Raw genomic sequence first — 12,292 nt, 5'->3', positions numbered from 1 at the left:
CTTGGCACTCCCATCAAACTGCTGCCAGGAAACTGCTGCCAAGCGAGGTTCCGATTGAGCCGGGGCGTCGCTGCGACCACACGCATTAGTTTAGGAACAAAGCGTAGAGACGTGCCGTTCGGGATTCTTCATCCTAACCGTCGAGGCTCTCCCATGTATCACCACGTCAAGAAACTGATGTTCACCGTTCGGGTGGACGAACCGGATCCCCGCTTTGGCAATATGCTCCTTGAGCAGTTCGGCGGCGCAAACGGCGAACTCGCGGCCGCGATGCAGTATTCGATACAGGGCCTCAATTGCGAAGATCCGGATCGCAAAGATCTGCTGATGGATATCGGCACCGAGGAACTCAGCCATCTTGAGGTGGTCGGCACCTTGGCGCGCATGCACCTGAAACCGACAAAATTCGACCGTCAGGCGGCTGAAGCCGACCCGCTGATCGCAATCGCGGGCGGCGGCGGGATCAACCTGTTCAATTCGCAAGGCAACGCGTGGACCGCCGACTACCTGAAGATAACAGGCGAGCTCGACGTCGACTTGCGTAACAATATCGCCGCCGAGGCGCGGGCCAAGATCGTCTACGAGCGGCTGATCAATTTCTGCGATGATGCCGGCACCAAGGACGCCCTGCAGTTCCTGATGACCCGCGAAATCACCCACATGAAAGCATTCTCGCTGGCGCTTGAAAGCATGCAGAAGCCGGCGTTCAGCGTCGGCCGCATTGCGCCAACGCCAGGATTGGTCGACCAGTACTTCAACGATTCCACCGGCACCGGCGAGCATGGCGAAATCGACACGCGCGGCCCCTGGAACGAGGGCAACGGCTGGGTATTCACGGAATCTCCGGCCATTCAGGCCGAACCGGGCACCGTCGTCGTCACGGAAAGCTCGCCGCCGGTCGATGAGGCCGGACTCGACGATCTCTTGATCGATGAGCTCCGCGACATCCTGCATGCTGAGAAACAGCTCACCAAGGCGCTTCCGAAGATGGCCGAAGTGGCGCGTTTCGATCAATTGCGTGAACTGTTCGAACAGCATCTCGCCGAGACCGAGAACCAGGTCGAACGTATCAACGAGTGCTTCGAACTGCTCGGCAAAACAGCCCGCGCCAAACCCTGCAAGGGGATGATGGGGCTGATCGAGGAAGGCCAGGAGGTCATGGCAGAGGGCGAGGAAAAGGAAGACGCCGCGGCCGATCTGGCGCTGATCGGTGCCGCCCAGCGCGTCGAGCACTACGAGATCTCAGCTTACACGACGGCGAAGAATCTCGCTCAGCAATTGCGCCACAGCGCGGTCGTCGCCCTGCTGTCCAAGTCGCTGGCCGAGGAAGAAAACTCAGATCAGCTTCTCAACCAGGTGGCGCGGTCGCTGATGTCAGTGGCGAAGATGCCGGCGGCAATCGAGCAAGCCGAACAATAAACAGCAAGCTGCAACTGGTCTCTGCTGCGGACCGCCGAGGCTGCAGCAGAGATCGCGATTAGCACTTAACCCGCTTTTGCTCACGATCGACGGCAGCCTTCACGCTGGCAGAGGCGCGCGGATATTTCCGCGTCACTTCGCCGAGCGCCGCACAGGCGGCTTCCTTTTCCTTCAGCGCCGCCAGCGACTGGCCGAGCCGCAGCAGCGCATCGGGCGCCTTGCCTGATTTGTCGAACTTGGTGGTCACGCCGAGAAACGCTTCGGCGGCATCGCGATATTGCTGGCGCTGGAAATAGCTTTCGCCAAGCCAGTATTGCGCATCCCCAATCAGCGGATCGCTCGGATATTTCTGCGCAAAGTTCTTCATGGTTTCTTCAGCCAGCGCATAATCCTTGCGCTGCATGTAGCCGATGCCGAGATCGAATTCGTCCTTGGACGTGGCCGAAGGCGGCAACGTGGTCAGCGCGGCGCTGGCGCCGGGCCCGGGGCCGCGCGGTGGCGGTGCTGCCGCCACGGGCGGCGGCAAGGCGCCGCCGGGATCGCGCGGACCGCCGAGATTGAGCGGCTCACCGGGTCCGCGGCCGCCGGGCGCGCCGACTGAAGCTTCGCTCGCTACCGGCAACTGGCCACCGCCGAGCGCGCGCGGCGCGCCGGGGGCATTGGGATTCTGGCTGGGGTCAAAGGCATCGCCGCGGCGGCGGCCGCCTGTCTGCGGGGCTGCCGGGTCCTGTGCGATCGGGGCGGGCGAAGCGATCTGCGGTTGCTGATCATAGCCGCGTTGGGCCTGCGGATAGCCCTGCGGCTGACGAGCCCCCTGCTGCGGATAGGCTTGTTGGGGATAGCCCTGCCCCTGCGGCGGGCCGGGCTGAACTGGAGGCGCTGCGGCCACGTTGGGCTGCGCAACCTGGGGCTGGCCACCCTGTGCGGGCGGCGCGGCACCGAGCTGCCGCAGCCGATCCTCAAGCTGCCGGTTACGGTACTGCAGTTCCTCGTTCTGGCCGGTCAGTTGCCGGAGCTGGTTTTCGAGCCGTTGGATCCGCATTTCCAGGTCGGCGTCATCGGACTGCGCCTGGACTTGCGGGGCGCCTTGCGGTGAACGCTCCCACGGGAACGATATCTGCGCGGATGAGGGCTGCGCAGACAAAGCCAGTATCGCGGCAATCGCCGCGGCGCCGGCAGCATTGAGGAATCTGGATGACATTTTGCCCTGACGACGAAAATCGCGTGTCAAACGAAAGCAGAACACATTGAGAGCGGGAGTACGCCAGAATTGTGACTGGCATTTCCGATTCGCCTCGCCGAATTCCGGTATGGTTTAGTATCCGCTTCAAGACAAGCCGCGCGGTCCGACGGACCATTCACAAACCGAGGGGGAGCCCGCTGATGCACGTATCCGTGAACGGAGTGCGGCTGTTCTTCGACGTCGAGGGCGCGAAATTCGTCCCCGACGGCCCCATGATGCGGGAAAAGCCGATGCTGCTGATGCTTCACGGCGGTCCCGGCTTCGACCACTCGATCTATCGGCCCGCCTACTCTGCTTTGGCCGACATTGCCCAAATCATCTACCTCGACCATCGCGGCAACGGCCGCAGCGAGGACGGTCCGCGAGAGCGCTGGACGCTGGCGCAATGGGGCGACGACGTGCACGCGTTCTGCGAGGCCCTTGGCATCGTCGATCCGATCGTCTTGGGCGCGTCGTTCGGCGGCATGGTCGCGTTAAGTTATACCACGCGCCATCCGGATCACCCTTCCAGACTGATCCTCATCAGCACCGAGGCTGCCGGTGGTTCCTATCGGGAACGGCGCGTAGCGCTGTTCGAGCGCTTCGGCGGTCCGGAAGTCGGCGTGCTGGCGCGCCGCCGGTTTTTGGAGCCTAAAGGCCCCCTGGATCAGACAGAGCGCGACGCCTGGCTGCGGCTTGCCATGCCTGTCTATACGCGCATGCCGCGTGATCCGGACATGGCGCGGCGCGCGGTCAATCGTCGAGAGGTGGCGCTGCACTGGTTCGCAAGACCCGACGGCGAGAGCGACAGGTTCAACATGTTTCCGGATCTCGGTCGCATCCGCTGCCCGACCCTGGTGCTCGGCGGCGAGGACGACCCGATGCATCCGATCGAGAGCCAGGCGGATATCGCCGCCGCGCTGCCGCCGCACCTCGTGCAGTTCGAGCGCTTTGCCGGTTGCGGACACGGCGTGATCAACGATGCACCCGAACGCGCGCTGGCCGTGATCCGCCATTTCATCACCGGCCCAAAATGAAACCGGCGCCCGAAGGCGCCGGCAAACTCTGCGAGATCGAATTCGTCAGGCGCCGGCGTTCAGCACCGTGACGGCGCGGCGGTTCTGCGACCAGCAAGAGATGTCGTTACAAACCGCCACCGGACGCTCTTTGCCGTAGGAGATCGTGCGCATGCGGTTCGGGTCGATGCCGCGGGAGGCGAGATAGCTGCGCACCGACTGGGCGCGGCGCGCGCCGAGTGCAATGTTGTACTCGCGGGTGCCGCGCTCGTCGGCATGGCCTTCGATAGTGAAGGAATAGCGGTTGTAGGTCTGCAACCACTGCGCCTGCTTCTCCAGCGTGGCGATCGCCTGCGGGCTCAGATCGGTCTGGTCGCTCTCGAAGAACACGCGGTCGCCGACGTTAACCACGAAATCCTGCTGGCTGCCCGGGGTGGCCGCACTGGCCATCGCGCCGTCGGCACCGACGTTGTTCTTGGCGCAGGCGCCCATCGACAGCGCCACAGCGACCACAGCCGCCAGCTTCCATCCCTGGAGGATACGCATCTGGTATTTCATTCCGGAGCCTCCAACGCTCACGTTTTTCGACTGTTATCCGGTCTACAGGTCGATGGTTAAGCGAACGTTCCGTCAACCTTGATGGAACCTTGCCAGACCCGATCAAATGCCGACAAACCGTGAAAAGCGACTGCGATAGTTAATGGTTTGTAAATGTGGCGCGAGGGTGAAGGCAAGTACGCACGGGCCGAAATCACCGGATTTGCGGCGTTTCGGCAACGGTGGTCCAGGAATGACGAGTCGCGGAATTCGGCTAGGAGCTTATGGGCCGGACGGTCTGGTCCGGCGTTGTCCAGCCGTTTCAGGAAGTCGGAAGGCGCGCTCGAAAGATGTGACGACCCCGCGCGGCGAGGAAGGGCGCTCGCCGGCGCGCTGGAACAGCATCCGCCGCTCGACAGACGTCGAACGCATGATGGGAAAACGGGTCATGACCTTTTCCCGTACGGTCCGGTAATCGGACGCCAGCAATGACACCTTTGGCAAAAAGCCCGGAAACGAACGCGGTTCAGCGATGACCTCGGACATGAAGACCCGACGATAGAACGCCTGGTGCTCGGCACGAACGAGCGCGAGCCCGGTATCGGCGTTGAAATGCTCGCATGCCAGATAGGCCAGCCGCACCGTCAGATAGGGAAGGTCAGGGAACCGCCTCGTTTTTTCGGGGTCCGCAGCCAAACGAAGCGGATCGATGAAAACTTCGCCTTGATCGAGGCGCGGGTGAAGAACATCGCCGAACAAGTCGGTCGAACCGGAAATCCGACATTCTGACGTCACGACGTTGAGGCGGATAGAACTACAGAGTTCTCCGTCAACATAGATTCCGAAAATCCAGGCGTTGGGCGCATCGTCGTAACGATCGCTGACGCGCTGAGACTCTGACGGCGAGGTTACTCCGCCATGCAGATAGGCTTTGTAACGCATCAAATAGATGCAATCTTTTTCCTCGGGAGTTTCCATGAGTCGGTAATCGACCCGATCAGACAACCCTGACTCCGGCCCAAAGAGCGAAGTGCGCGGTTCGGCTCCGGCCTTCATTGATACTCCTAACCTTCCACAACAACTTCCACGAGTGCGAAAGATTAACGGCTCCTTAACAAAATTGCAAAGGCTTAGACACGTTAGGGTTAACCTTGCAGCCCGCAAAAACCCGGGGTAGCTGTGTCGACAGCACGAACACAGTGGGACTGATTACGTTGAAGTCAGGCGATCGATCGCGAAGAAACAGCGATGAGCTGATCGTCAGGCATGCGGCGACCGTGCGACGCGTTAAGCAACTGCCGGACGCGTATGGCGGGGACCGGTGGGCTGAACAGATAGCCCTGCGCCTCGGTTACCGCACCATCGGCGCTGATCAATTCGAGTTGCTCGTTGGTCTCGATGCCCTCGACCACGACCGACATCCCAAGATCGGCTGACAGCCGCGCCACGCCGCGCAGCAGCGTCAGCGGACGGTCGCTGTCGATCCCTTCCAGGAAGGAGCGGTCGATCTTCACCTTCTGCAATGGGAAGTTGTGCAGATAGCTGAGGCTCGAATAGCCGGTGCCGAAATCGTCGAGCGATATCCGCACGCCGAGCGAATGCAATTGCGACAGCACGTCGTGGGTCAACTGCGTGTTACGCAGCAGCGAGGATTCGGTGATCTCGATTTCGAGCCGATTCGCCGGCAGGCCGGAGACCTCGAGTGCATAGCGGACTTCGCTCAGTACGTCCCGCTGATGAAACTGCTGCGGCGAGAAGTTAACGGCAACGCTGACGGCCTCTGGCCATTTCATGCATTCCATGCAGGACTTACGCAAAATCCAGCGGCCGAGATCGACAATCAGCCCCATGTCTTCGGCGATTGGAATGATGTCGGTCGGCGACACCGTGCCGCGAACCGGATGATTCCAGCGTATCAGCGCTTCGCAGGTCGATATCCGGCCCGACTTGAGATTGACGAGCGGCTGGAAGAACAGCTCGAACTCCTCGTTGGCCAACGCCTTGCGGAGGTCCAGTTCGAGGATGCGGCGGGATTCGACGATTTGCGCCATTTCCTCCCGGAAGAAGCAGAAGGTGCCGCGGCCGTCAGCCTTGGCGCGATACAGCGCCATGTCGGCATTTTTCAACAGCGTGTCGGCGCTGACGCCGCGCGAGGTCATGGCGATGCCGACGCTGGCGCCGATCTCGACCAGATGGTTGTCGATCTTGTAGCGCTCGCTCAGGCGATCGACGATGCGCCGCGCGAGACCGGCGGCGTCGTCGGGGGATTGGATGTTCTGCTGGAACACCACGAACTCGTCGCCGCCGAAGCGAGCGACGAAATCCTCGGGCCGCAGCATCTCACGCAGGCGACCGGCCACCGCGCACAACAACTGGTCGCCGCAGGGATGGCCGAGCGTGTCGTTGACCTGCTTGAACTGGTCGAGGTCCACGAACAGCAATGCCGATAGGTGCTCGGCGCCCTGCTCGACCGCCAGAAGATGTCCGATCTCGTCGCGGAAATTGACCCGGTTGGGGAGCTCGGTGAGCTCGTCATAGCGTGCCAGATGGCTGATCCTGGCTTCCGCATCCTTGCGCTCGGTGATGTCCTCCACCAGCATGACGGTGCCGCCGTGGGCCATCGGCTGGAACGTCCAGGACAACGACCGGTTCTTGCTGAAGTCCGGATCGGCCGTGATGATATCAGTGGCCCGGGAGTCCTCGACTTCCTGCAGAATGAGGCTGGCGCTCGCCGCCGAGATCGCGCCGGAGGCAACGCAGGCGGAGACGATGTCGAGCGCGCTGGCACCGCCTTGCAAGAATTCATCGGACAAGTTCATGATCTCGGCGAAACGATGATTCATCACCGCAAGCCGGCCATCGGCGCGAAACATGCACAGCCCGTGTGGCATGTTGTTGAGCGCGGCATCGAACTGGCCGGCCAGCGCCGCCTCGCGCTCGCGTGCCACAAGCGCCTGCATAAATATTCTGTGCAAATTGATCGAAATTTGCAGAACAGCCACGAGAAATGCGGCGCACACGACCGACATGGCCATGTAATAGGGCGTGCCACGCAACGCCAGCGCGATCACAGTTGGACCGAAGATGAGTGCAGCCTGCAGCTGGAATATCCACTGCCGTCCATAGGCCCTGCCCGCACCTAACGCCAGGATCCCGGTGGTGACGGATAAGCAAATCATATGGGCCAGGGAATCGTCACTGACCAACAGCGTGGCGGAGCACCATATGCCGAGCGCAGCGGCCTGGATCATCGCTCCAATCTGATGGCGCTTCTTCCACAGCGCAGCTTCCTCAACGGTCGGGGTCGATTTGCGCGCGTGGTAAAGCTGCAGGACGAACGCGCGGACAACGCCAGCAACGACGAGAAGCGCGACACACGCCCAGATGAGAGTTTCTCCCGTCTTCAGCGCGGTCATCGCTGCCGCACCGGCTCCGAAGACGAGGCCCGCAAGCATCGGAGCGGAAGTTTCAAAGAGCGAATCGATCAATGCCGCGCGAAGATACGGCGACGTTTGTTGATCCGGCTCTCCGCTCTGATTTGCGAGCTGCATATCGGGGGCACGCGTCCTGTTAGGGTAGGTAGTTCTACCCCTCTCAGGTGAAGTCTTTCTGAGGGAACGTCGTTACCGAGACGTTGCTGTTGCTTGGTGAACGAAAAAATTTGCCTGAAAAATCAGCAGGGTAGGCAATGTTTGCCGATTAACGGCGGGCCCACCGTGCGGGCGGGTTCCATTATGATAACAGCGGCGACCACGCCGGATCGGAAGCGAAACCGGGCGTTGGTACCCGCAATTCGTTACGACCGGAGATATCGACCGTGTACAGCGACGGCCCGCCGCTGCCGCCGGGATCGCGGAAGAACATGACGACCCGACCGTTCGGCGCAAAGGTCGGCCCTTCATTATGGAAGCCGGAGGTGAGGATGCGTTCGCCCGAACCGTCGGTTTTCATGATGCCGATGGCGAACGCGCCGCCGCCCTGCTTGGTGAAGGCAATGTAGTCGCCGCGCGGCGACCACACCGGCGTCGAATAGCTGCCCTCGCCGAACGAAATGCGCTGCGCGCCGCCGCCGGTGGCCGGCATCACGTAGATCTGCGGCTTGCCGCCACGGTCGGACTCGAAACAGATCCGGCTGCCGTCGGGCGAATAGGACGGCGAGGTGTCGATCGCCGGCGTGTCGGTCAGCCGCGTCGTCGATTTCGAACGCAAATCCATTACGAACAGGTTCGAGTTGCCGCCCTGCTGCAGGCTCATGATGATGCGCTGGCCGTCCGGCGAGAACCGCGGCGAGAACGACATGCCAGGGAAATTGCCGACGATCTCGCGCTGCCCGGTCTCGACGTTGAACAGATAGACGCGCGGATCGCCCTGCCCGAATTCCATGTAGGTGATCTCTTGCGTCGAGGGGGAGAACCGCGGCGTCAGCACCAGGTCGGAGCCCTTGGTCAGATACCGGACGTTGGCGCCGTCCTGGTCCATCAGCGCCAATCGCTTGACGCGGCGCTCCTTGGAGCCCGTCTCGTCGACGAACACGACGCGGCTATCGAAATAGCCCTTCTCTCCGGTCAGCCGCTCGTAGATCTGGTCGGAGATGATATGGGCGATCCGCCGCCAGTATTCCGGCGAGGTGAAATATTGCTGCCCGGTGAGTTGCTGCTGCTGATTGACGTCCCAGAGACGGAATTCCGCTTTCAGGCGGCCGTCGCCCTGCCGGGTCATCCGTCCCGTCACCAGCGCCTGCGCGTTGATCTGCTTCCAGCTCTGGAATTGCGGCGCGGTGTCGATATTGGTGATGCGCTCGATATGAGCAGCCTGGTCAATCGGCGCGAACAGCCCGCTACGCTTGAGGTTGTTGGTGATGACCTGCGACACGCCGACGCCGACCTCGGCATCCCCAGGCGTGCCCGCGACGAAATTCGGGACCGCGATCGGGAGCGGGGTGAATTCGCCCTCGGGAATGACGACGCGCTTCTGGCCGAAGGCGCTGCCGATATGACTGCCCATCAGAAGGCCTGTCGAAGCCATTCCGGTAATGATCTGCCGGCGGTTCAGGCGGAACGACATGTTGGGCAATCCATCTTTGTCAGTCATCGCTTCAATCTTGCTCATGTGTGATCGCCAAAGGGCGAGCGCAATCAGGCTTTTTCCTTGAACACCGGCGCGAAATATTTCCATTCCTCGTAAAAGGCCGCGGGCAGCTTGTACGGCTGGCATTCGATGATCGCGCGTAACGCGCTCTCCTGATAGACCCGAAGGAACGGCGTCGCCGGAGTTCCTTCCGGAACCGGCGTGCCTTCGAGCGTGCCGTCGCGCTTCAGACGAATAGCAAACGCCACTTCAGGCTTCTGTGATTCTATCCCGCCATAAGGTTTCTTCCAGCATCGCTCGACCTGCCGCTGGAACATCGAACCCCATGTCGCGGAATTATCCGCGGCCGCGCCCTTGGCCGTGCCGAGAGCGGCATTGGAATTCAGCGTGTCGCCGGTCGTGGCCTGGCGCGACGGATCGCGCTTGTCGAGAAGCGCGGCGATCTGGTTTTGATCGAAGTGCCGCTCGACAATCTTCGGCTTTGCCGGCTCTGGCGGCTTGGCGGCCTGCACCGGCGGCTTCGGCGGCGGCTTCTTCTCTTCCTTCTTGAGGGTCTCGCCGATCGGATCAACCTTCGGAGGGTCGGGCTTTTTCTCGACCTGCTTCAGCTCTTCCTTCGGCTTCTCGACGACCTTTGGCGGATCGGGTTTCTTCTCGACCGGCTTCTCCTCGACCTTCGGCTGGGGTGCCGGCGCGGTCTCGGTCACGACAGGCGCTTTCTCGGTGATCTTGCCGACGGCATCATCGACCGGCTTGGCTTCGGCAACTTTCTCGACCAGCGGCTTTGGATTTTCCTTCTTGCCGGTCTTCATGCCGGCCATCACTTTGGCAAGCTGGTCCGACGAAACGACATCGACCGCCACCGACTCTTCCGGCGGCATTTCGAGCGCCTTGGTCGAGAACGACAGCATCACCCACCCCAGCACGAGAACGTGCAGGGCAACCGACGCCATCACCGTCTTGTCGACCTTGATCTTCACCTGAGCTTTTCCGCTCCGCCGTCAGTCATCGCGCGCCGCTGCATGGCTCAGGAGCCCTGCTCCGGCACGATGACGATATTCGCCTTGAACCCCGCCGTCCGAATATACCCCAAAAGTTTCATCATATCCGTGTAGCAAACGTCTTTGTCGCCCCGCAGGTATACCACGCTCTCCGCCTCCGACCGGGTCTCCCGGATCGCTTTGATCTTGGGCAGCAAATCATTGGCCGAAATCAGCGTGTCCCCGAGATAGAGCTCGATGTTGGAGTTGCAGGCCCCGCCGGTGCGCTTCACCGACAGCGTCAGCGGCGGCGCGTTGGCTTGCAGTTGCTTGCCGCCGCCGGCGACCGGAAGATCGATATCGATCGTCGAGGTCATCAAAGGCGCCGCCACCATGAAGATGATGAGCAGCACCAGCATCACGTCGACCATCGGCGTGACATTGATCTCCGCCATCACGGCGGCGCGACGCCGGCCGCGGCGTCCGCCGCCACCGCCCGCCGAACCTGCCATGTTCATCGCCATGATCTTGATCTCACGATGCGCTCGTCATTTGCCAGGGCTCACGCCCGCTCGTCGATCTGGCGGGACAGGATGGCGGAAAATTCGTCGGCAAAACCTTCCAGCCGCTGTGCCTGCCGGTTCACCTCGGACGTGAATTTATTGTAGAAAATGGTCGCGGGGATGGCGGCGATAAGACCGATAGCGGTCGCAAACAGCGCTTCCGCAATGCCGGGCGCCACGACCGCAAGCGAGGTGTTTTTCGAGGCCGCGATCGACTGGAAGCTCGACATGATGCCCCAGACAGTTCCGAACAGGCCGACAAACGGCCCGGCAGAACCTACGGTCGCCAGCACCAGGAGTCGCCGTTCCAGCCGCTCGACCTCGCGGGCGATGGAGACGTTCATCACCTTCTCGATCCGCATCTGCAATCCTGCAAAGGACCGCGTCTGGCTCTCGAACGAGCGCTTCCACTCGCGCATGGCCGCAACGAAGCACGCCGCCATCGATTGCGTCGGCTTGGCCGAAAGCGCGCGGTAGAGTTCCTCGATCGACTGGCCGGACCAGAACGCCTGCTCGAAGCGGTCCATGGCCCGCTTGGTGCGCGAATAGAGGAAAATCTTGTCGATCGCGATCGCCCAGACCCAGACCGAGCAGGCGAGCAGGCCCAGCATGACCGTCTTCACCACCCAATGGGCCTGCAGGAACAGCGCTATCAGCGACACATCGGCGGAGACCATCGGCAAGGCTGCCGGAGTCACGTCGGCCGGATTCATGAGCGGTATCCTCTCAACGCAAGTGTCCCTATTTCCTCCGGGAGCAAATGGCTGCCGGTTTCACAGCCGCGCGTCGGGCGCGGCGATTTGCGCCAGCGCGAGAGCCTCTTTCCTGTCACATGGGGGGCCCGCCGAAAGCCAGGCCTTGCTTCCCCTGCCAACATGTCAAAACGAGGGCTGCCAGCGCGTCATTCCGTCCCTAACCAGACGCTAAGCTTGGTTAACTTTAGGTTACCAATAGGGAATTTCACTGCCGGAAGTCCAGTCAGGCCGGGCGGTTACGGGGGCAGGAGCCGGGTTCCATGGGCTCCGGGAAGTTGCGGCATGGCCGGCGGCGTCGGCCTTCGGGATCCCGAGGGCATGGGTGAGCAGCGGAGCGACCGCCGGCTCTCTCCACCGTCATTGCAATGACGGCTAGATGCAGTTTCGCGTTCTCGCGGCCTGGTTCGCCCGAGCTTTGCTCTCAACTTCCCGCCCTCTTGTTCAGAGGGCGCAGGGAAGACCGGGTGCGCGCCGCACCCGCGGTCTCGTGTGCCGTTGCGCATAAAAAGAACGCACACGAGCATACAGGTACAGCGGGAGCATCCCGGCCTTCCCTGCGCAATGGCTTTACGGCTTACTTCGTGCTCTTCCCGGTGAACGGCTTTCTTGCCACCGTCGCCTCCGAGAAGCTTCGCTTCTCTCGGACTTAACGCCAGCACCGCGGCGCCAGAACCACACGATTTCACCGTACGCTTTCGGCGCGTACATCTTT

General features: G+C 61.8%; 10 protein-coding genes. 2 read left to right on the top strand and 8 right to left on the bottom strand.

What is annotated here, in order from left to right:
• The first annotated feature begins 153 nt into the window (after positions 1–153).
• Entirely contained in the window at positions 154–1,419 is a 1,266-nt protein-coding gene (locus tag HCN58_RS32510) for a DUF892 family protein (protein ID WP_171583438.1), read from the top strand.
• Positions 1,420–1,477: 58 nt separating this feature from the next.
• On the opposite strand, the gene ybgF is transcribed toward HCN58_RS32510, so the two are convergent.
• Entirely contained in the window at positions 1,478–2,620 is a 1,143-nt protein-coding gene (gene ybgF / locus HCN58_RS32505) for a tol-pal system protein YbgF (protein WP_171583437.1), read from the bottom strand.
• Between the two features lie 203 nt (positions 2,621–2,823).
• Between ybgF and HCN58_RS32500 the strand changes: the two genes are divergently transcribed.
• Entirely contained in the window at positions 2,824–3,678 is an 855-nt protein-coding gene (locus HCN58_RS32500; protein WP_210266264.1) for an alpha/beta fold hydrolase, read from the top strand.
• A gap of 45 nt (positions 3,679–3,723) precedes the next feature.
• Here HCN58_RS32500 and pal read toward each other — a convergent pair whose 3' ends face one another.
• The 7 genes from pal to tolQ all read right to left on the bottom strand — a co-directional run bounded on the left by pal (position 3,724) and on the right by tolQ (position 11,538).
• Positions 3,724–4,215 carry a peptidoglycan-associated lipoprotein Pal gene (gene pal / locus HCN58_RS32495; RefSeq protein ID WP_057838504.1) on the bottom strand — a complete coding sequence of 164 codons (492 nt, stop codon included), beginning with the start codon at positions 4,213–4,215 and terminating at the stop codon, positions 3,724–3,726.
• A 261-nt stretch (positions 4,216–4,476) separates the two neighbouring features.
• Positions 4,477–5,250 (bottom strand): N-acyl amino acid synthase FeeM domain-containing protein, encoded by a 774-nt coding sequence (locus tag HCN58_RS32490; RefSeq protein WP_171583435.1) that lies wholly within the window; start codon positions 5,248–5,250, stop codon positions 4,477–4,479.
• A gap of 164 nt (positions 5,251–5,414) precedes the next feature.
• Positions 5,415–7,745, bottom strand: coding sequence for a putative bifunctional diguanylate cyclase/phosphodiesterase (locus HCN58_RS32485; RefSeq protein ID WP_171583434.1), 2,331 nt, complete (start codon positions 7,743–7,745; stop codon positions 5,415–5,417).
• Positions 7,746–7,926: 181 nt separating this feature from the next.
• A complete protein-coding gene (tolB, locus tag HCN58_RS32480; protein WP_171583546.1) occupies positions 7,927–9,258 on the bottom strand; it encodes a Tol-Pal system beta propeller repeat protein TolB in 1,332 nt (443 codons plus the stop codon).
• Between the two features lie 71 nt (positions 9,259–9,329).
• A complete protein-coding gene (tolA, locus tag HCN58_RS32475) occupies positions 9,330–10,256 on the bottom strand; it encodes a cell envelope integrity protein TolA (RefSeq protein WP_171583545.1) in 927 nt (308 codons plus the stop codon).
• A 53-nt stretch (positions 10,257–10,309) separates the two neighbouring features.
• Positions 10,310–10,786 (bottom strand): biopolymer transporter ExbD, encoded by a 477-nt coding sequence (locus HCN58_RS32470; protein WP_171583433.1) that lies wholly within the window; start codon positions 10,784–10,786, stop codon positions 10,310–10,312.
• Positions 10,787–10,824: 38 nt separating this feature from the next.
• Positions 10,825–11,538, bottom strand: a complete 714-nt coding sequence (gene tolQ / locus HCN58_RS32465) for a protein TolQ (RefSeq protein ID WP_171583432.1) — start codon at positions 11,536–11,538, stop codon at positions 10,825–10,827.
• Positions 11,539–12,292 lie beyond the last annotated feature (754 nt).

Origin of the sequence: Bradyrhizobium australiense, assembly GCF_013114825.1 — a bacterium.
Classification (GTDB): domain Bacteria; phylum Pseudomonadota; class Alphaproteobacteria; order Rhizobiales; family Xanthobacteraceae; genus Bradyrhizobium; species Bradyrhizobium australiense.
Note: the sequence above shows the minus strand (reverse complement) of the source record. Positions and strands in the feature narration are given on the sequence as shown.

Excerpts from the sequence above, each read along its gene's own strand:
- HCN58_RS32510 (WP_171583438.1), top strand. The coding sequence starts at position 154 with ATGTATCACCACGTCAAGAAACTGATGTTCACCGTTCGGGTGGACGAA.
- ybgF (WP_171583437.1), bottom strand. The coding sequence starts at position 2,620 with ATGTCATCCAGATTCCTCAATGCTGCCGGCGCCGCGGCGATTGCCGCG.
- pal (WP_057838504.1), bottom strand. The coding sequence starts at position 4,215 with ATGAAATACCAGATGCGTATCCTCCAGGGATGGAAGCTGGCGGCTGTG.
- HCN58_RS32490 (WP_171583435.1), bottom strand. The coding sequence starts at position 5,250 with ATGAAGGCCGGAGCCGAACCGCGCACTTCGCTCTTTGGGCCGGAGTCA.
- HCN58_RS32485 (WP_171583434.1), bottom strand. The coding sequence starts at position 7,745 with ATGCAGCTCGCAAATCAGAGCGGAGAGCCGGATCAACAAACGTCGCCG.
- tolB (WP_171583546.1), bottom strand. The coding sequence starts at position 9,258 with ATGTCGTTCCGCCTGAACCGCCGGCAGATCATTACCGGAATGGCTTCG.
- HCN58_RS32470 (WP_171583433.1), bottom strand. The coding sequence starts at position 10,786 with ATGGCGATGAACATGGCAGGTTCGGCGGGCGGTGGCGGCGGACGCCGC.
- tolQ (WP_171583432.1), bottom strand. The coding sequence starts at position 11,538 with ATGAATCCGGCCGACGTGACTCCGGCAGCCTTGCCGATGGTCTCCGCC.